Below are 20,545 nucleotides of genomic sequence, written 5' to 3'. Positions count from 1 at the left end.
TTTTAAGAGTAATATAGGTCGTCAACATTAGATCTCAAGAACCTCCATGTCGCAACAATTGTGCTTAATATTGTGATGAAAATACCTACTCCGAAAATCAAAAGTACTAACCAGAAATATTGGTTGGTATCTTGTACAAAAGGAGTTTTTATTGTAGTGGTAAAATAGTACCAAAGTCCTGATAAAGCCAGAAGAGCCAATACTGCTCCCAACAGACCCAGAACCAAAGCTTCTTTAATAAAAGGAGTCAGAATAAATCTTCTCTTCGCTCCTACCAGCTGCATGGTTTTGATAATAAATCTTTTTGAGAAGACTTTCAGTCTTATAGAATTGTTGATTAAAACAATCGCAAGCACTAAAAACAGTACACAAAATGCCAAAATCCATTTTAGAATTTTATTCAGTTTATCATAAATTTTTTGAGAATCTGAATCATTTTTTACATCTACAATTCCTGGCACCGATTTGATCTGCGTTAGAACTGCACCAATTTTTGTAGAGTCAGTATATTCCGGTTTTAAAGCAATTTCTACAGAAGCGGGGAAAATATCATCTTCAAAAAGCGCTTCGCTGTTTACGCCCAGACTTTTTTTAGCCTCAGCCGAAGCCATTTTCTTTGAAATATACGTTGTACGTTTTACTGATTCTAATTTTTGAATCTGCTGAACCGCTTCGGTTTCCTGCTTTACAATTTTTGCCGAATCTTTTTCGTCGTAATTCTCGTCAAAGTACGCATTCACAACGAGTTGTTCTTTAAGATAATCAGAATATTTTTGTGCATTGATCAAAATCAAACCCATCAAACCCAACAAAAATAACACTAAGGCAATACTTATTACTACAGTAATATTGCTAGACCGAAGTCTTTTCTTATTAAACTCTTCTACAGATTTCGCCATTAATATTAAAATTTTTGGCTAAAATAGAAAAATTCTACCGAAATTTGGAACGAATAAGAGAAAATCATTGTTAACGAAATCATAAATAAACTTTGAGTGTAAGAGCAAAAAAACATCTGGGTCAACACTTTTTGACTGATGAAAACATCGCAAAAAATATTGTAGAAGGCTTAAGCTACGAAAACTACAACAACATCATGGAAGTTGGTCCCGGGATGGGTGTACTCACCAAATATCTTCTGGAAAAAGAACAGACCGTATATCTGGCAGAAATAGATACTGAATCTATCGATTATCTTAAAAAAAACTATACAAAAGCTACCGAAGAAACCTTCGTGGGAGACTTTCTGAAACAGGATTTTAATTTTATCAATGGTGAGCAAATTGCGATTATCGGGAATTTTCCTTACAATATATCGTCACAGATTTTGTTTAAAATTATTGATTATTATCAGCTCGTTCCGGAAATGGTAGGTATGTTTCAGAAAGAAGTTGCCGAAAGAACTGCTGCAGTACCAAGAACCAAAGATTACGGAATTCTTTCCGTATTGGTACAGGCATATTATGATGTAACTTATCTTTTTACCGTTCATGAAAATGTGTTTAATCCGCCGCCAAAAGTAAAATCAGGTGTTATCAGATTGACCAGAAACCCAAAAGAAGGCTTGGCTGGAAATGAAGTGCTTTTTAAACAAATTGTGAAAGCCGGGTTTGGTCAGAGGAGAAAAAAACTCTCCAACTCATGGAAAGTTCTCAATATACCAGAAGCTTTAAAAACCCACGAATTTTTAGATAAAAGAGCTGAAGAACTTAGCGTTCAAGATTTCATAGCATTCACTCAACTCTGGAAAGAAAATATGTAACTTGTACTTCTTCCATTTACTTTAAATAAAAAAGCCTTTCAGATTTTGAAAGGCTTTTTATTTTATAAATCTAAGATTATTCTCTATTCTTCAACATAATCCAACCAGATCTGTTCATTTGTACTTTAGACTTCTTGTACTCGAAGTTAAATTTGTACCAGTAAGTTGCAGTGGGCAATCTCTTACCTCCTACAGTTCCATCCCAGATTGGCTTTTCTTTTGAGAATTTAAACATTTCTACACCATATCTGTCATAGATTGATCCTGTGAAATTATTAAAATCTCTTAAGCCCGAAAGATCCAATACATCATTCACACCATCCTGATTCGGCGTAATGATATTGTTGATCTGAAGGGTAAAGAATTCAACACCTCCGATACACGTTGTTCCTTTGATTCTCACCTGAACATTGTATGTTGTATTATCCAGCAAATTGGTGAAGATATTAGATTCCTGCCAGTTTGTTCCGTCAATAGAATATTCCAGAGTTCCGAAGATATTATTGATAGAAGGATTGGTTGCAGTAGCTGTTAACGTATTGTTTTCATAGCTAAGATTCGTAAAGAATGGTGAGGATGCGCCAAGAACTTTCACTGTAAAAAGCTTCTGACAAAAACCATTATCAATCACAACTGTGTAAATACCCAATTGGGTTGCTACAATTGTCTGAGTTGTAGCTCCTGTGTTCCACAGATAGGTATAATTGGTACCTGTACCACCTGCATCAAGCGTAATTTTATCACCGATACACATTTCTACATCAAGCAATGGAGAAGTTATAGCCGGAACTACCTCAACTGTGATTTTAGCCGGCAATAAAGATTTACATCCTAATGCTCCAATAGCATACACTGTGAAGGTTGTTGTTTGATTTACAGTTACTGTTTGCGTATTTCCAGATCCCGAAAAATTATCCCATAGATAAGTTACACCTCCAGATGCAGTAAGCGTTACAGATTCGCCCGGGCAAACTCTTATTTTTGAAGAGGTAATACCCGCAATAGGAGTTACTTCTCTTGTAAGAGTCAATTTAACAGTTTTACTACAGAAACCACCGTCAGAAACTACAACATACAAAATCTGTCCGTTCGTTCCGTTATAATTGGCAACATTCTGAATAAAATTACCGTTTTGAGCTATCGCATCTGCCTGATTTACATAAAATCTGAAAGTTGCAGTTGTTGTCGGACTGATTAGTGGCTTTGCGTTATTCAAATCAAACGTAGTAATATCCGGTGTACTGCATAAACGGAATGTAGCATCTTGTGCTACAGGTGTCGTACCGCCATTAATTTTTATTGTTGCTGTCCCTGGACAAGGATTTCCCGGCACACTTACTTCAATGGTATAATTTCCGGGCTGCACAGCTGTAATTACATTTGTAGTTGCTCCAGGAATCGGGTTTCCGTTAAAAAACCATTGATAAAGCAAATTAGGATCACTTACTGAAGACGTGATTACTTGTGGAACGTTATCACATACATTAATTTCAGCAGGAAGCGTACCACCTGATGGATCTAACAATTCTACCCCAATGTTGAATGAGCCACCTTCTAAAAATACAGCGGTATCATAAGAAGAATCGGCTCCACCAGGACCAAAATCTGCTACTACCATCTTGAAATGATAAGACTGACCAGGAACTACTGTTGCCGTTGCCTCAAGAGGAATGGTTCTCCCATAAAAATTTGTTTCAATATTTCCTGTGTTATAACCTGCAAAATATGTTGGATTAACGGCTCCACAACTTCCAGCGATCGCAGGATGTATATTTGTAACACTTACAGGGCCAGCTCCTGCAGGTAAAACAGCCATATTTACATAAGGCCCGCCCGATGAAGGACGTAAAAGCAATGCAAAACCATCTGCATAACTGCAGGGAAATGAACCGGTATACTCTTCTGATGCCAATAAATAGTTAAATTTTATCTGAGAAGTAGTAGGTGTAAAATCAAATTCTAAAATTGCAGCATTAGTAAGTACTCCAGATGCACCGATTGCAGTAGCCAAATCGGGATCACTTCCACCCGTATTACTATCACTTAAAGTAAATGCTTCTGCGCTATTTCCTGCCTTTCTGGCAAATCCTGAAGACAAAACGATTCCATCTTTGAAAGGGAAATTTGTAGTCCCTCTGTGAAAATATCCCCACGCTCTATCTGCAAATGTTACCGCTTGATTGGGAGTAACGACAACATTAGAAACAGTGGGTGTTACACAAGTATTAGTTCCTGATGAAATCAAAACATCTTTCACCAATTGTAATGGTGAAAAAGCAGATTCGGGATATGTGGGTGTATTAACATCAATAAAGACACCTGCCTTTTTTGATTCGGCTGAAATTTTTTCTTTTTGTGGTGTCCTGGTTTGTAGTGTTTGTGAATAAACACTTGTAGAAGCTAGAAATAATGAAAACAACAGTAGATATCTCTTCATAATAATTTTGTTTCAACAAATTTAGTTTTTTTTTACATAAATAATATAAATATGTCAAATTTTTAATATAAAAAAAGTCTCCAAAATTGGAGACTTTTTTATTTAGTTTCTGTTTTTAAGTAAAATCCAACCCGATTTTAATTCGAGCTTTTTGCTTGCAGGATTTTCCCATTGTACCTGATACCAATAGGTAGCAGTAGGAAGGTTGATCCCTTTTAATGAGCCATCCCATATAACACTCGATTTATCTGCTCTGAACAAAAGTGCCCCGTATCTGTCGAAAATAGAAGCTGCAAAATTTTTGTAATTACTGATCCCCGTAAAATCTATAAAGTCATTTACACCGTCACTGTTCGGAGTAATTGCATTGCTGATCACAAATGTAAAGAATTGTAACGTGTTACCACATTTTGCATCCTTCACTTTAACCATCAAACTGTAATTGGTATTATTTAAAATATTATAAAAAATATTAGATGTCTGCCAAGTGATACCGCCGTCAATAGAATATTCTAACACTCCACCCGATGGATTGGTAGCCGTGATTGTTAATACATTGTTTTCAAAGACAACGTTGGTAAATTGCGGAAGGTCTGGATTAATTAGCTGAGCAGTAAATAGTTTAGAGCAGGTTCCGTTACTGATGGTTACACTATAAGATCCCGGGATATTTGTTGAGATTGTTTGTGTAGTAGCACCAGTGCTCCATAAATAAGTATAGTTCGGTCCCGCGCCTGCATCTAGAATTCCTGCATCACCAGCACATGCATATACATCTTTTAATGTAGAAACAATTGCCGGAACAACTTCAATAGTTATCGTTGCAGGTGTGGTTGATACGCATCCGTTTCCTCCCAATGCAAAAACTGAATACGTAGTGGTAACTGTTGGTGTAACTACTTGTGTATTTCCGTTACCCGGTAATCCTACCCAGTTATACGTGAAACCTCCACTCGCTGTTAAAGTAACTGATTCGCCGGCACATATTTTACTTTTAGAAGCAGCAACGATTGCTGTTGGCGGACCCACGACAATGGTTATAGACGCAGGATTGGTAGAAATACAACCATTGGCACCAACTGCAAAAACAGTGTATATTGTAGTAGTAGCTGGTGAAACAGTTTGTGTAGGCCCATTTCCTGTAAGACCATTCCCCCAATTATATGTTGCACCTCCTGAAGCCGTTAAGGTAACAGATTCTCCCGGACAAATTTGCTGGAAAGTAGACGTTAAATTTGCAACAGGTAAAACCTTATCCTGTATAACTGTTACCGTTGCCGTAAATGTACATGTTAAATTTGCGGGTTGAGTAACATTAGTTACTGTTAAAGTATACGTTCCTGCAGCATTAACGATAGGGTTTAGCGTATTCGCACCAGATACGATGTTCCCTCCTGTTGTCGTCCACACCACTGTAGATCCTGCAGGGATTACAGATGCTGATGCATTTAAAGTCACCTGAGCGGTTGTACATGTTATTGTTTGTGGTGCAGCGATGGTCAATGTTGTCGGCGCAGTTGTCAATAATTGTAACGTAACAACATATTTACATCCTCCATTTGTTACAAGAACATAAATTGTTTGGTTTCCTGCACTTGAGAATGTTGTTGGGGTCGTTATATTATTTGTGTTTCCGGCATTTGCATCAGCCTGGTTTACATAATACGTAAATGTTAATCCGGATGCTGTACTGATCTGGCTTTGTGCGAAAGTTAAATCATATGTAATATTTCCCTGCTGAAAACATTTGATAAGACTTGCATTCTGAGCGGTAAACGGTTGAGAAACCTGAATGGTTACTGTAGCCGGTGTAGTCGAAACACAACCGTTAGCACCAACTGCGGTTACTGTATACGTTGTGTTTGCTGTTGGTGTTACAATCTGGGTTGCACCATTTCCGGGAAGTCCGCCTCCCCAATTGTACGTTACTCCGCCAGTAGCGGTTAAAGTAACTGTTTCTCCGGAGCAAATTATTATTTTACTTGCTGTAAGCCCAGTAGTTGGCGGCGCGCTGTTTCCTGTCACTGTGACATTGGCAACACCGGTACAGGTTACGTTTCCTGCAAACGTATTTGAGATCGTTAATGTATATGTTCCTGCCGCATTAATGACTGGGTTTAGAGTGGTTCCACCCGATACTATATTTCCTCCTGTCGTTGTCCATGCAAATGTAGATCCTGCAGGATAAACAGATGCTGAAGCATTTAATATGATCTGAGAATTGGTACACGTCAATACTTGCGGCGGTGCTATCGTAGCTGTGATTTCAGCAGCTTTGACCAGCTGTAACTGTGCAACTTTAGAGCAGAAACCATTTTTAACTAAAACATAGATAGTTTGATTTCCTGCACTGGAAAAGGCAGTCGGTACAGCAATTGTACTTGCATTTCCTGCGTTGGCATCAGCCTGATTGACATAATATGAAAATGTAGCTCCCGGCGTTGTACTTATAGAAGCTTGTGCTGAAGTTAAGTTAAAAGTCACATTGCCTGCAGCATAACAGCTCGTCAATGTAGCATTCTGTACAGTCGGCGAAGTTCCGCCAACAATTGTCACTGTAGCTTTTCCGGGACACGAATTTCCAGGAATGGTAACCTCAACAGAGTATACTCCAGGCTGAGTTGCAATATAAGATGCACTGGTTGCTCCAGGGATTGGCGTTGTTCCTAAAAACCACTGGTAAGTAGCATTTGGAATCTGAACTGATGCCGTGAAAGTCTGCGGAGCATTATCACAAACATTAATAGACGGCGGAAGCTGAACGCCAGTAGGTCCTAAAATTTGCACTCCTATGTCAAACGAACCCGCTTCTAAAAATACCCCCGAATCGAAAGCAGCATCTTGAAAATCTGCCAAAACCATTTTAAAATGGTAAGTCTGGCCAGGAATTACGGTTGCTTGTGCTGTTAATGGAACCGTACGGCCACTGAAATTCGTCTCGATCGCGGCATTATTATAGCCTCCGAAATATGAAGCATTCGCCGCTCCACAGCCAAGAGGTGTGCCGTCAAATTCATTAGCAGGGTGAATATTGGTAACACTTACAGGTCCTGCTCCACCAGGCAATACTGCCAAATTAATATAATTAGGGTCTCCAACTTTTTTCAGCAATAATGCAAAACCATCACCAATTGTACAAGGATAATTATTTTCATACTCCTCTGAAGCAAAAAGATACCTAAATTTAACTTCTGTGGAACTCGGAACAAAATCAAATTCTATGTAAGTTGCATCTTTTAAATTGACATTAGAAATACCAAGAGCTGTTGCCAGATCTGTATCACCTTGGGTCGGGACACCATCACTAAGTTCTGATGACTGAAAAGTATTTCCAGCTTTTCTGGCATGACCTGTTGTGAGAACGATTCCTTTTGCAAACGGGAAATTGGTAGTTCCTTTATTAAAGAAACCCCAGGTTCTTGCCTGATTGCTCACTGCTAAATTAGGTGATACAACAACATTGCTTACATTCGCTGTAGAACATGCTGAACCGCCGGCAATAAGAACATCTTTTACCAATTGGGTTATACTATATGAAGACTCCGGATAGCCGGCTGTATTTACATCAATAAAAGCGCCTGCTTTCATTGTCTGAGAAGAAGCTTTCATGATACTCTTACCTTTTTCCCTGTTCTGAGAAAATGTAAAATTTCCAAGAAGAGCTAAAAATAAAGCCAAAAATAAACTTCCTGCACTTTTATTAAACATTTTGTATTATTTCTAACAAAAATACTATTTTTTTTGATTTAAATTTAATTCACCCATACATATATTACTATTAACATAAATTGTATATTTTAACAGCAACAATTTCTCTAAAACAGGAAAAAAAAGACCGATAAGCTATCGGTCTTTTAAGGTATACTGAATTATATTTTCTATTCAAAATTCTTTAACAAAATCCATCCTGTTTTTACAGTCAGTTTTTTGCTTGCAGGGTCTTCAAATGTTACCTGATACCAATAAGAAGACGTGGGTAATTTTTTTCCCTGGAAATATCCGTCCCAGAAAGGTCTTATTTTTTCTGCTTTAAATACTGCTTTTCCGTAACGGTCTGAAATTACTGCCTGGAAATCTTTAAGATCGCTGATTCCTCTGAAATCAATCATATCATTTACATTATCACCATTTGGAGTAATTACATTTTTCATGATGAAAGTAAAATATTCTACGAAACCTACACAGCTCGTGTTTTTCACCCTAACTCTGATAGGAACAATAACATTTTTAGGAACGTTGGTAAAGACATTTGAAGACTGCCAAGTCACCCCGTTATCAATAGAATATTCTAATTGTCCGTTACTAGGATTGCTTGCTGTAATGACCATGGTTCCGCCCTCACTGTAATCTACATTGATGATCTCTGGAATTATCGCTAAAATAACCTGCGTTGTAAAGACTTTAGAACAAACGCCATTACTAATAGTCACAGAATAAGTTCCCGGTGTTGCTGCAGCTACTGTTTGTGCTGTTTCGCCGTTGTTCCACTGGTATGTATAATTCGGTCCTGCTCCTGCATCTAAAGTAATTCTGTCACCTAAACAGATAAATCCGCCTTTAAGATTTGAAGTAATTGCAGGCACCACTTCTACAACAACTGTTGCCGGCTGTAAAGATTTACATCCCTGAGCTCCGATGGCATATACAGTATAGGTGGTATTTTGTGTTGGTGAAACCGTGCGAACCGCTCCTGTTCCTGTAAAGCCATCCCATTGGTAGGTTGCTCCACCTGATGCTGTGAGGGTTACAGATTCTCCTGAACATATTTTTAATTTTGAAGCTGCAAGAACTGCTATCGGCGTAGCTTCTTTTCTCAATGTAAGTGTAGCCACTTTTGAACAGAAAGCTCCATTTGAAACATTTACATAGATAATCTGCCCGTCGTTTCCATTAAATGCAGTTGTATTGGTTATATTACTTGCATTTCCTGCTATTGCATCTGCCTGTGCCAAATAAAATTTGAAAATGGCTCCGGTTGTTGTACTAATAAGTGGTTTTGCAGAATCAAGGTTGAATGTAAAATTACTTGGTGTTGTACAAAGTTTAAGCGTAGCATTTTGAGTAACCGGACTTGTACCTCCAATAATGGTAACTTTAGCCTCTCCCGGACAAGCTCCGCCTGGTACTGTAACTTTTACAGTATAGACACCCGGTGACGTCGCTGTATATGTAATACTGGTAGCTCCCGGAATAGCTATATCGTTTTTAAACCACTGAAATGTCATACCAGGAGTTGCAACTACCTGAGCTTTTAAAATCTGTGGGGTATTATCACAAACATTCAGGGTTTCCGGTAACGGATTTCCTGCACTGTCAACGATACTGATTCCGATATCAAATGATCCGGCTTCTAAAAAAACAGCTGAATCATGAGTTCCGTCATTATCATCGGCCATTACCATTTTAATATGATAAGATTGTCCCGGTATTACAGTTGCCTGGGCTGTTAAAGGAACTGTTCTTCCAAACAGATTGGTTTGATTAGTAGGTGATGAAGTCTCATAATATTGTGCGTTGATCGGACCGCAGGTAAAACTGGCAGGTACAATGTTAGTAGCAGTTACAAGCCCCGCACCACCCGGCAATACTGCAAGGTTGGTATATGTACTTCCAGGTGTATTGGGTTTCAAAAGAAGGGCAAAGGCATCTTCGTACCCTGAACAAGGAAATCCGCCATCATATTCTTCCGAAGCAAAAATATAATTAAATGTCATCTGTGAACTGGATGGAACGAAATCAAACTCTAAAATAACCGCATCCTCCAGATTAAGCGTGCTACCTATTAAAGCTGTTTCTAGATCGGTATCAGTACCAGTGGTAAGATTAACACCCAATTGTCCCTCCGGATTATTTCCCGCTAAACGTGCTGTCCCCGTAGTTAAGACAATACCTTCTGTAAAAGGAAAATTTGAAGTACCTTTATGAAAATACCCCCAAAATCTCTCGTTATCTGTAACAGGTTGTACTGGTGAAATCACAACATTTGAAATATTTGGAGTTCCACAAGAAACAGATCCTCCCACCAAAACATTGGTAACTAATTGAGCGGGCGTATAAGTAGACCCCACGTAAGGAGTGACATTTACATCTATCAGATCACCAGCTTTGGCTGAAGAAGATGGAACTTTATTCTTTGCTGATTCTGATCTTCGCTGCTTTAAAGTTTGTGCGGAAGAAAAAGTACTCAGAAGGAATAATAATACAAGACTAAATCTAAAGTAATTTTTCGATCGATATTTTAACATTTTGTAATTGTTTGTTCAAAAATAATAAAAATAATTCTAATTGCTTGAGGTTTAATCAATAGATTTCTGAATTAATAATAAATCTGTACTATGATTCAAAATAATTAAAATCAATTTAAATTCTTAAACTTAATCTTTTTTCATCTGATCAATCATATTCTGAAGCTCCTGAATTTTATCTTTTAAAAATTTAATTTCATTTTTGTTTGAATTGACATTGCTTTTCAAAATTACATTTTTTGCCCTCTCAATATGATCTTCATCATCCTCATCCTCATTGATTTCTTCTATATCTTCCTGAATATCTTCAATATCTTCCGTTATTTCCTCAATATCTTCACTTATTTCTTCCAAATCCTCTTGGATATCTTCAATATCTTCGCTGATTTCCTCAATATCTTCCTGAATATCTTCAATTTTTTCATGGCTTTTATTCACTGACATCTGGATGAAAATAGCTAAATAAATGGCTTCCAATGAAACAACCGTCGTCAAAATCAGCAGCATCTTATCAAACTCAACAATATGAAGTGCCGGAAGAAGGAATGAAGTGATAAAAAACAGAGTATGAACAACCAGAGACGGTATAGATCCGATCCACCATGTGATTCCGTTTGCTATTTTTTCTAAAAGCTCTAATTTTTCGTGTGAGGTTTTCATGAATACTTTATTTAAAATAATTCTTTTGTTACGCCAAGACCAAACAATGCAAAATCATATTTGGCAGGATCTTTATCGTCAAATTTCCTAAGGATTTCATCTAATTCCAAAACAGTTTTCCAGTCGTTTTGCGTCCGAGAAATCAATCCTAATTTTCTTGAAATATTTCCGGTGTGAACGTCTAAAGGTATTGATAAATATTTGGGATCTATGTTTTTCCAGATTCCAAAATCTACACCACGATTATCATTCCGTACCATCCAACGCAGAAACATGATGATCCTTTTTGAAGATGAATTTTTATACGGCGAACTGACATGCTTATGACTTCTGTGTTTTTCAGCCTGCAAAAAATCTGCCCTGAACCTTTCTATAGCATGATAGAAGTTTGCCTCAGGATTTTTAATGATAAATAAGTCTTCTAAACTTTCATTTTCTTTATATATTCTATTAAACTGTCGGATAAAATATGCAAAATCTTCACCGTTGAAAGTTCTGTGAATACTTTTTTCTTCAATTGATTTTAAATCGTTTTCAGAATGATTCATCACAAAATCATATGGAGAGTTGCCCATCATATCGAGCATTTTGTCAGCAGATTTAATAATGGCTTTTCTGTTTCCCCATGAGATGGTGGCCGCCAGAAAGCCTGCAATTTCTATATCCTGCTCTAAAGAAAAACGATGCGGTATCTGTACAGGATCATCTTGAATGAATTCCGAACTATTATAGACATCAGTCTTTTCATCCAGAAAATCTTTTAATTCTTCAAAATTCATATTCAATTATATTTTTACAACTTCCAGGGCTTTTGGTAAAAATGTATTTGGAAAAACCGTTCTTGCTTCGTCTGTGAAGACCGTCAAATCACTATATCTGTTTGAGAAATGACCCAGAATCAGTTTTTCAACCTGTGCTTTTCTTGCAATTCTCGCAGCTTCCAGTGCTGTAGTGTGGCCTGTGTAATCTGCCATTTCTTTTAAATCATGTAAGAAAGTAGACTCATGATACAGAACCGTCACATTTTTAATGATTGATACTACAGACTCCAAATATCTGGTATCACTGCAAAATGCATACGAGACCGGCGCTGCAGGTTCTGTTGTTAAAATTTCGTTTTTAAGGATGTATCCGTCACTTAATTCAAAATCTTTCCCTGCTTTCAAATGATGATAATCGCAGGTTTCAATTTCTTTATATTTTGAAATCTCTTGCATATTCAAATGCCTGTCTTTTTGCTTTTCTTTAAAAAGATAACCGTTGCAGTAAATTCTATGGTCTAATGGAATTGTGTATACTTCTACTCTGTTGTCTTCGTAAATTTTTTCGGAATAATCTTTGTCTAACTCATGATAAACGATCTCAAAACCACGATGGGTTTCAGTAATTGTAAAAATGGTTTCGAGCATTTTTTTTATTCCTTTCGGGCCGTATACATGAAGCGGAATATCTCTTCCCAACAAACGAAAAGACGCAATTAGCCCCGGCAAACCAAAGCAGTGATCGCCGTGAAGATGGGAAATAAATATATGATTGATTTTTGAAAATCTTGCTTTCGCTTTTCTCAGCTGCACCTGTGTTCCTTCTCCGCAATCGATCAGAAAACATCTTTCTTCCATTTCCAGAAGCTGAGATGTGGGTGAAGTATTAACGGTAGGAATTGCTGAATTAAAGCCTAAAATGGTTAAATAAGTACTCAAATTAAAAGTTTATTACCGGCAAATGTACGATAAAAGGTTGAGGCTGATGTTGAGATTAATGACATTATTTTGTGCGATTTGCATCATCTAAATTTTAATCTAGCACTAAAGATCTTCTTTCAATTTTAGGAACTTTAGAAACAAATCCAAAGCCTGTTTTCTATGACTGATTTGATTTTTATCTTCAGGATTCATCTCTGCAAAAGTCAGTTCATATCCTTCCGGAACAAAAATAGGATCATAGCCAAACCCTTTTTGGCCTTTATTTTCTGTAAGTAAATTTCCGGGAGCTCGGCCTTCAAAATACTGTGCACCATTTTCGTCGTAATAACATAAAACAGTAATGAAATAAGCTTTTCTGTTTTCAACATTTTCCATTTCGCTTAAAACTTTTTCAATATTTTTTGCAAAATCATGATCTCCGGCATAACGTGCAGAAAAAATTCCCGGTCTTCCGTCAAGAGATTCTACAACCAAACCGCTATCATCGCCCAAACTTGGAATTCCTGTTTTTTCAAAGCAAAATTTAGCTTTAATTAATGCATTAGCGTGGAAAGAATCACCATCTTCTACTATTTCATCGTGTATATTATAGTCGGTCAGGCTTTTAACGACAAAACTATCGCTTAAAATCTGCTGTATTTCTTCTTTTTTATGTATGTTGTGTGTAGCAACTAATAATTCCATGATAGATTTTAATTTTTTTTATTTCAAGTACAGACTGAAATGATTTCATACAAATTACATCATCAATTCTTTGTGAAGTTTGTATTAAATTAAATTTCAGAATAATGCACTTTATATTTTTTCATAAATAAATAATAGAACAGAGAAAAAAGTACGATTCCTATGATCAGTATAATGTAATCTGCAACTTTAAAGGCTTCTCCAAAACTTTCATTTTTTGTATACAATATTAAAATTGAAGAGCAAAGATTGTTGAAACCATGAAGCAGCATTGGTAACAGCAGAGATTTGGTTTTATAGTATACCAAACCCAGCACACAACCTAAAAGAATTGCGCCGACGAACTGCCAAGGATTTCCGTGCACCAGACCGAAGATTATCGAGGCTATGACGATTGCTTTCCAAGGTTTAACACCTTTATTGATCATTCCTTTCTGAATAATTCCTCTGAAAATAATTTCTTCAAATATTGGCGCCATAATTACTGCTGTAAGAATCATAACAACAGGATTATCAGTCAGTTGACTCATCAAATCCGTAAAAAAATCATAGTATTTCCCGAAAAACGGGCCTGTAATTGGAATTTGAGAAGTGACAAATTCGCCAATGAACATCATCCCAAGCATCATGGGAAATATAAGGAAATATGTATAAAAATTAGTAGGAGAAAAATTGAAATTCAGTTTCTTTTTGGTAGTGATTCTGACAACAAAAAAATCAAAAAAAGCTATAGAAGACAAAAATACAACTGCATTAGAAGCCATCAGAAACCAGTCTTTATACTGCAGGTTTTCTTTAAAAACCAACATCCAGAAAACATTAAAAAACCCTACTGCCACGGAACCTACCACAAAACCTGCGAATAAAATAAGACCTCCAAGCCATGTGAATTTGAAGTTGGGATATTTGCTGCTTTCCATGTTTAAATTTATGGAACAAATATAATTGATTTTATGAATATGATATAGTAAAGCTACTTCAAATCTTTGGTTATAAATCTTATCTATTAAAACTTATAATCGGTTTTAAATGATTTTTCCGCAGTATCTTTGCACCTTAATTTTTATGAATATGAGTTATGCAGCCAAGTCATCAAATGTTAATTTATCTTTATTTTCTTACGTTGGTTTCACATTTTTAGGATATTTCATTATCGGTTTATCGCTGTCTGTTTTACCGATTTTCATTAGTAAAAATCTAGGTTTCAATCTGGTTATTGCAGGACTTGTTATCAGCTTACAATATATTGCAACATTTTTTCTAAGAGCTTATTCCGGAAAAATCATCGATGGAAAAGGTCCGAAACCTGCTGTCTTATTCAGCATGATTAGCTTTTCAGTAACCGGCATTTTCCTAATTTCAGCATATTATTTTAAACTTTCACCATTGATTAGTTTAGGTTTTCTAATTATAACACGACTGCTGACTGGTTGCGGAGAAGGAATGATTGGTGCAAGTCCTATCAATTGGGCAATTATGGCCTTAGGCGAAAAGCATACCGCAAAAATTATTTCGTACAACGGTGTTGCCTGTTATGGTGCTTTGGCAATCGGAGCTTCATCAGGAGTCTTTATCGAACAAAAATTTGGTCTTTATGGCATTGGAATCATTTCTATTCTGATCGGAATTCTTGGTTATGTTTTTGCCAAAATGAAATTAAACTACACCAATTCTCATACTCATGATTCTCAATCGTTTTGGAAAGTTCTAGGTAAAGTTTCTCCTTTCGGAATTTGTCTGGCTTTAGGTGGAATTGGTTTTGCAAGCATCTCAACGTTCATTACATTGTATTACAATTATTTTCACTGGAATAACGGAGCGCTTTGTCTCACCGTTTTCGGAGGATTATTTGTTGCAGGAAGGTTAGTTTTCAGTAATGTAATCAATAATTTCGGAGGAATCAAGGTTGCTATTGCCTGTCTCGTAGTAGAAACAATCGGACTTTTAATCATTTCACTTGCCACCAATTCTGAGATGGCACTTTTAGGAGCCGGAGTGACGGGTTTAGGGTTTTCTTTAATTTTCCCTGCGCTGGGAGTAGTTGCTATTAAAAGCGTTTCGCCATCCAGTCAGGGTTCTGCATTGGCAGGTTACGGCCTTTTTATTGATCTTTCGCTGGGTGTTGCTGGTCCGCTAATTGGTGGTGTTGCGGATATTTGGGGTATGAGCTATATCTTTCCATTCAGTACAGTGATGGTTGTGATCGGTTTATGTGTTGCTTATTATCTTAAAACCATCACCGGTTTTAACAAGTCTCAAATCTGATTTTCAGAATCCGATAAAAATAACGATTTTTGCAAATTCAAAATACACTATGTCAGATTTACTCAAAGAAATAGAGAAAAGAAAAACATTCGGAATTATTTCTCACCCCGATGCAGGAAAAACTACACTTACAGAAAAGTTGCTTCTTTTTGGTGGAGCTATTCAGGAAGCAGGAGCTGTAAAATCGAATAAAATTAAAAAAGGGGCTACCTCCGACTTTATGGAAATCGAAAGACAGAGAGGAATCTCCGTTGCGACTTCCGTATTGGCATTTGAATATAAGGGATATAAAATCAATATTCTCGACACACCCGGCCACAAAGATTTTGCCGAAGATACTTATAGAACTTTGACTGCCGTAGATTCTGTAATCGTTGTGATTGACGTTGCTAAAGGTGTTGAGGAACAAACCGAAAAACTGGTAAAGGTTTGCAGAATGAGGAATATCCCGATGTTGGTATTCATTAATAAGCTTGACCGTGAAGGTAAAGATGCCTTTGATCTTTTGGATGAGGTTGAGCAAAAATTAGGCTTAAGAGTGATTCCTCTTTCACTTCCGATTGGGATGGGAGCTGATTTTCAGGGAATTTATAACATCTGGGAAAACAATATTCAGTTATTTTTAGAGGAAAAGAAACAAAAAGTTGGTGAAGCAATCAAATTTGATGACATCAACGATCCTACGATCGATGAAATCATCGGTGCAAAAGCCGCACAGAATTTAAGGGAAGAATTAGAATTAATACAATCTGTTTATCCGGAATTCAGCCGCGAAGATTATCTGAATGGTGATCTTCAGCCTGTTTTCTTTGGTTCGGCTTTAAATAATTTTGGGGTTCGTGAATTATTGGATGCCTTCATTGAAATTGCTCCGAAGCCACAGCCTAAAGAAAGCGAAACACGTATGGTAAAACCTGAAGAAAATGCTTTTACAGGATTTGTTTTTAAAATTCACGCCAATATGGATCCCAAACACAGAGACCGTCTGGCTTTCGTAAAAATTGTTTCAGGAACGTTTAAAAGAAATGAAAATTATCTTCTGGTAAGAGAAGGTAAAAAGATGAAATTTTCATCTCCGAATGCATTTTTTGCCGATAAAAAAGAAGTGGTAGACGAAAGTTTCCCCGGAGATATTGTCGGACTTCATGATACGGGGAGTTTCAGAATAGGTGATACTTTGACGGGGGGTGAAAAAATAAGTTTCAAAGGAATTCCGAGTTTCTCTCCTGAACATTTCAGATATATTAATAATAATGATCCGTTAAAGGCTAAACAATTGGCGAAAGGTATCGATCAGCTGATGGATGAAGGTGTTGCTCAGTTATTTACACTTGAAATGAATAACAGAAAAATTATCGGAACAGTAGGTGCGCTTCAATATGAGGTTATCCAATATCGTTTGGAGCATGAATATGGAGCAAAATGTACTTATGAGCCACTTTCTATGCATAAGGCTTGCTGGATAGAAGCTGATGAAAAATCTGAGGAATTTAAAGAGTTTGCAAGATTAAAGCAGAGATTCATGGCAAGAGACAAATACAATCAGTTGGTGTTTTTAGCTGATTCTTCTTTTACGATTCATATGACACAGGAAAAATTCCCAAATGTGAAGTTGCATTTCATCAGTGAGTTTAAACAGAATTAATATATCAATTTTTAAGCATAAAAAAAACCGTTCACTTGAACGGTTTTTTTATGAATATTAATGTACTACTTCTTATGCAGCATCAATAATTTTTTAACAATCTTCTCGTCATCTACTGTTACATGAATCATGTAAGCTTCTGTTGGAAGAGTTCTTAAATCAATTTTCTCATCAGCTCTGTTATCAACCGTTCTTGAGAAAATGTGTCTTGTTCTCATTGGCACAACCAATCTTCCGTCCATTGCATAGATTTCATACGTCACTTTGTAAGGACTAGGAAGTCTGTTTGCATCAAATTTCGGAGGGAAATCTGTTTTAATGTATACGTATCCGTCATTTGAAGGAACCGGATAAATCATCATACCCTGGAAAATTGGAGATTGAGGGCTTCCAGGTGTACCTGGACTTCCTGGACTTCCTGGACTACCAGGACCGCCCGGATTACCACCACCAGGATTACCACCGCCTGGATTACCACCGCCTGGAGGAATAACAACTGCCGAAGAATTGATTGTGAAGTTTTGTGAATTAACATTTAAAAACACATTGTCCACTGCTTTCACCATAATTCTTGCATTATTAGTGACTGTACCAAGCCCACCCGGAACCGTATAGCTATAGCTTCCACTATTGGGTGTACTTGCCACTAAAACAGTAGGGAATGTAAGACCACCATCTTTTGATAATAATATGGTTACATTTGGCGTACTTACGGGAGCTGCGGTTGTATTAGCAACGTTCCAAGTAATTGTTTGTACCTGACCTTCATTCCAGACAACACCTGCAGTATTTTGCGAGGTAACAATAAAAGGTCCTGCAGTATCTACTACTGTAAGTTTTACATCGTCACGCCCAGTTTGTCCTCCTACCGGATTATTATCTCTTACCAAAACTGAAAAATTAAGCGTTCTTGCTATAGATGAAAGCACCTCCCACGTAGTTACCTGAGCAGGATTTACAATCGTTGACAATTTCGGGAAATATCTTAACGGAGAAGTCGTAGGACTCAATGATCTGAATAACGGACCCACAGTGTTTGTAGAAACAGGAGGCATCGTAGCAACACCTGCATCAATTTGTTCCCAAGTATAAGTAAGTGGATCATTATTAGCATCAGTTGCAGTAGCTGTTAATACAAATGGTGTGCTTTTAGGAATACTTTTATCCAAACCAGCATTTACAATCGGCTCTACATTCGTTGTTGGGGTTTTTACACCACAGACCGCTGTAGAACCTGTAGTTAGTCTTATGTACATTTCGTTGATACTTACTGCATGGAAATAAGCATCACTATTATTTTGAACATTTGGAGGACAGATACCTGCATAACCCATAATAGAACTTGCGCTTCCAGGTTCTACCGTGGTAGGAACATTTCTGTTACAGTTATTATTCTGCGTATGCATCGCTCCAAACTGATGGCCCATCTCATGCGCAACAAAATCTATAACAAAAGGATCCCCTACAGGAATTGCTGAACCTGTAACTCCACCAGCTTTACTATTTCCGCATATTGAAGGTGTAGCCGCTAACCCATTGTCATTTCCTGCAGTTGCACGGAAAAACAAGTGGCCAATGTCATAATTTGCAGCACCTATAACATTATTGGTAACTGTTATATTTTCATTAAGCATCTGGCTTGCATTCAGTGTATCAAATGTATCGGTGCTTATAAAGAATAATGTATCTGTATTGGCAATAAGCTGCAGCTTTACAGAAACATCTTTTTCAAAAACTTCGTTCAGACGTGTAACAACTAAATTGACAGCTGCAAGAACTGCTGCTTTTTTCTGAGCATCTGTTCCTGTTCCTACACCGGCTTGTCCTGCAATATAAGCAGTATATTCGGTTGTTGTGGAAATTGCTAATCGATAGGTTCTTTTAAGGCCGTCAACCACCGTTTTTTGTGCATTGACAGCATCTTTTAACTCACTATTTCCATTAAACAGACAGTCAAAACGGTCTAAAGATATAGCATTTTTTCTGTCGTATACTTTATAAACCTGATTGTCAGTAGTATGAGAATCTATATAAGAAATTCCATCATCATTTCTTATCATCCCGTTAAATCCAAAGTAAGGATCAATGGTAAATCTGATCATTGATGATTGATCTCCTTTTTTAAATCCTAAGTAAGATCTTACTTCAGAATATCTGTTCTGAAGATCAGGATGCATTGTGGATGATTCATATACCTCATAGGTGTCGAAATTTCCCGAAGCATTCGGAAAACTCAGAAGGACACCTTTTGTTGACGGGTATGCATTTCTATCCGGAGCATTTTTAAGCTGATTTTTGATATCAGTGATATTGAGTGAAAATAGAGAAACTCCTGTTATTCTAACATTATTCTCACGAACTTCACTCTCCACTTGTGACGTAAATTTCGTCCAGTTATTTTGCTGGGCAAATCCTGCAGCTGAAAATACAAGCAGGGTGCTCAGAAGGAGTAGTTTTTTCTTCATATTTTTTTTAATTATTTTTATTTAACACAAGTTTTGCAGACAAGGGTACTTTTCCGCTGACTCTTAGTATCAGTATAGGGTTCTTTTGTTTGTTTGAAATATATTCGCTGTTAGTTACTTCTTTATAATATATATTCAGGATATTATTTTTAAGCTCCATTTTCATTACTTCAACATCTCCGTATTTTTCTTTTTTCAATTTCGGCTTTAATACAAGAAAATACTCATCATCAGATAATGTCGGTACGGGTTCAGATCTTGAAAACTTTTTTTCGTCCAGCTGACTGTATAACTTAACGGTCTCACTGAAATCTTTAATGATTGAATATTCACCTAGATTGACACTACGGTTGGCTCTCCTCACTTCTGAAAAACTGATTGTATTACCTTGCATTTTCCGGGATGATTCTGGTTTAAGCTCACCTTTTGTCATGGGAACATTTCTGCAACTGAATCCAGTAGCAGATATTAAAAATGATAATACCAGCAATAAAGTGCATTTCATTATTAAAGTCTCAATAGGCAAAGGTAATTATTATTATATTTCCAAAGAATATTTTTTTTTAACTATTTTAACATTTAACTAAAATTTTTGTAAAATTAAAAAAACAATTTTACAAAATACTGATTATCAAACTGATAAAAATTTACTCGAATCATACATTTCTTTTACAAATTA

Annotated in this window: 14 protein-coding genes; 3 read left to right on the top strand and 11 right to left on the bottom strand. The window is 36.7% G+C overall.

Annotation, left to right across the window (positions count from 1 at the left end):
• Positions 1–2: 2 nt before the first annotated feature.
• Positions 3–899 (bottom strand): cell division protein FtsX, encoded by an 897-nt coding sequence (locus K0U91_RS11600; protein WP_219969499.1) that lies wholly within the window; start codon positions 897–899, stop codon positions 3–5.
• A 92-nt stretch (positions 900–991) separates the two neighbouring features.
• On the opposite strand from K0U91_RS11600, the gene rsmA reads away from it, so the two are divergent.
• On the top strand, positions 992–1,762 hold the full coding sequence (gene rsmA / locus K0U91_RS11595) for a 16S rRNA (adenine(1518)-N(6)/adenine(1519)-N(6))-dimethyltransferase RsmA (RefSeq protein WP_220179744.1): 771 nt from the start codon (positions 992–994) through the stop codon (positions 1,760–1,762).
• Between the two features lie 76 nt (positions 1,763–1,838).
• Here the strand turns inward: rsmA and K0U91_RS11590 are convergent, their stop codons facing one another.
• The 8 genes from K0U91_RS11590 to K0U91_RS11555 all read right to left on the bottom strand — a co-directional run bounded on the left by K0U91_RS11590 (position 1,839) and on the right by K0U91_RS11555 (position 14,411).
• On the bottom strand, positions 1,839–4,199 hold the full coding sequence (locus K0U91_RS11590; RefSeq protein WP_220179743.1) for a choice-of-anchor L domain-containing protein: 2,361 nt from the start codon (positions 4,197–4,199) through the stop codon (positions 1,839–1,841).
• Positions 4,200–4,301: 102 nt separating this feature from the next.
• A complete protein-coding gene (locus K0U91_RS11585) occupies positions 4,302–7,907 on the bottom strand; it encodes a choice-of-anchor L domain-containing protein (RefSeq protein ID WP_220179742.1) in 3,606 nt (1,201 codons plus the stop codon).
• Between the two features lie 170 nt (positions 7,908–8,077).
• Complete coding sequence (locus tag K0U91_RS11580; RefSeq protein ID WP_220179741.1) at positions 8,078–10,444, bottom strand: choice-of-anchor L domain-containing protein; 2,367 nt, start codon at positions 10,442–10,444, stop codon at positions 8,078–8,080.
• Positions 10,445–10,573: 129 nt separating this feature from the next.
• Positions 10,574–11,104 (bottom strand): DUF1003 domain-containing protein, encoded by a 531-nt coding sequence (locus tag K0U91_RS11575; protein ID WP_220179740.1) that lies wholly within the window; start codon positions 11,102–11,104, stop codon positions 10,574–10,576.
• 11 nt (positions 11,105–11,115) lie between these two features.
• The gene (locus K0U91_RS11570) at positions 11,116–11,883 is read right to left on the bottom strand and encodes a TIGR02757 family protein (protein ID WP_220179739.1); all 768 of its coding nucleotides are present in this window, start codon (positions 11,881–11,883) and stop codon (positions 11,116–11,118) included.
• A 6-nt stretch (positions 11,884–11,889) separates the two neighbouring features.
• On the bottom strand, positions 11,890–12,804 hold the full coding sequence (locus K0U91_RS11565; protein ID WP_220179738.1) for a ribonuclease Z: 915 nt from the start codon (positions 12,802–12,804) through the stop codon (positions 11,890–11,892).
• Between the two features lie 105 nt (positions 12,805–12,909).
• Complete coding sequence (gene rdgB / locus K0U91_RS11560) at positions 12,910–13,491, bottom strand: RdgB/HAM1 family non-canonical purine NTP pyrophosphatase (protein WP_220179737.1); 582 nt, start codon at positions 13,489–13,491, stop codon at positions 12,910–12,912.
• Between the two features lie 89 nt (positions 13,492–13,580).
• On the bottom strand, positions 13,581–14,411 hold the full coding sequence (locus K0U91_RS11555) for a CPBP family intramembrane glutamic endopeptidase (RefSeq protein WP_220179736.1): 831 nt from the start codon (positions 14,409–14,411) through the stop codon (positions 13,581–13,583).
• A 151-nt stretch (positions 14,412–14,562) separates the two neighbouring features.
• Here K0U91_RS11555 and K0U91_RS11550 point away from each other — a divergent pair, with 151 nt between their 5' ends.
• Both K0U91_RS11550 and K0U91_RS11545 read left to right on the top strand, forming a co-directional pair.
• The gene (locus K0U91_RS11550) at positions 14,563–15,756 is read left to right on the top strand and encodes an MFS transporter (protein WP_220179735.1); all 1,194 of its coding nucleotides are present in this window, start codon (positions 14,563–14,565) and stop codon (positions 15,754–15,756) included.
• Between the two features lie 49 nt (positions 15,757–15,805).
• A complete protein-coding gene (locus K0U91_RS11545) occupies positions 15,806–17,401 on the top strand; it encodes a peptide chain release factor 3 (protein ID WP_219969510.1) in 1,596 nt (531 codons plus the stop codon).
• A 65-nt stretch (positions 17,402–17,466) separates the two neighbouring features.
• On the opposite strand, the gene K0U91_RS11540 is transcribed toward K0U91_RS11545, so the two are convergent.
• Together K0U91_RS11540 and K0U91_RS11535 are read right to left on the bottom strand one after the other, a co-directional pair.
• Positions 17,467–19,866 (bottom strand): reprolysin-like metallopeptidase, encoded by a 2,400-nt coding sequence (locus K0U91_RS11540; protein ID WP_220179734.1) that lies wholly within the window; start codon positions 19,864–19,866, stop codon positions 17,467–17,469.
• A gap of 7 nt (positions 19,867–19,873) precedes the next feature.
• A complete protein-coding gene (locus K0U91_RS11535; protein ID WP_220571803.1) occupies positions 19,874–20,260 on the bottom strand; it encodes a hypothetical protein in 387 nt (128 codons plus the stop codon).
• Between the last annotated feature and the right edge of the window lie 285 nt (positions 20,261–20,545).

This window comes from Chryseobacterium sp. LJ668 (assembly GCF_019613955.1).
Lineage (GTDB): Bacteria > Bacteroidota > Bacteroidia > Flavobacteriales > Weeksellaceae > Chryseobacterium.
The sequence above is the reverse complement of the archived record's forward strand: the minus strand, read 5'-3'. Positions and strand labels throughout refer to the sequence as shown.

What these genes read in the sequence shown, in the direction of transcription:
- K0U91_RS11600 (WP_219969499.1), bottom strand. Translation starts at nt 899, where the DNA reads ATGGCGAAATCTGTAGAAGAGTTTAATAAGAAAAGACTTCGGTCTAGC.
- K0U91_RS11590 (WP_220179743.1), bottom strand. Translation starts at nt 4,199, where the DNA reads ATGAAGAGATATCTACTGTTGTTTTCATTATTTCTAGCTTCTACAAGT.
- K0U91_RS11585 (WP_220179742.1), bottom strand. Translation starts at nt 7,907, where the DNA reads ATGTTTAATAAAAGTGCAGGAAGTTTATTTTTGGCTTTATTTTTAGCT.
- K0U91_RS11580 (WP_220179741.1), bottom strand. Translation starts at nt 10,444, where the DNA reads ATGTTAAAATATCGATCGAAAAATTACTTTAGATTTAGTCTTGTATTA.
- K0U91_RS11575 (WP_220179740.1), bottom strand. Translation starts at nt 11,104, where the DNA reads ATGAAAACCTCACACGAAAAATTAGAGCTTTTAGAAAAAATAGCAAAC.
- K0U91_RS11570 (WP_220179739.1), bottom strand. Translation starts at nt 11,883, where the DNA reads ATGAATTTTGAAGAATTAAAAGATTTTCTGGATGAAAAGACTGATGTC.
- rdgB (WP_220179737.1), bottom strand. Translation starts at nt 13,491, where the DNA reads ATGGAATTATTAGTTGCTACACACAACATACATAAAAAAGAAGAAATA.
- K0U91_RS11555 (WP_220179736.1), bottom strand. Translation starts at nt 14,411, where the DNA reads ATGGAAAGCAGCAAATATCCCAACTTCAAATTCACATGGCTTGGAGGT.
- K0U91_RS11550 (WP_220179735.1), top strand. Translation starts at nt 14,563, where the DNA reads ATGAGTTATGCAGCCAAGTCATCAAATGTTAATTTATCTTTATTTTCT.
- K0U91_RS11545 (WP_219969510.1), top strand. Translation starts at nt 15,806, where the DNA reads ATGTCAGATTTACTCAAAGAAATAGAGAAAAGAAAAACATTCGGAATT.
- K0U91_RS11540 (WP_220179734.1), bottom strand. Translation starts at nt 19,866, where the DNA reads ATGAAGAAAAAACTACTCCTTCTGAGCACCCTGCTTGTATTTTCAGCT.
- K0U91_RS11535 (WP_220571803.1), bottom strand. Translation starts at nt 20,260, where the DNA reads ATGCAAGGTAATACAATCAGTTTTTCAGAAGTGAGGAGAGCCAACCGT.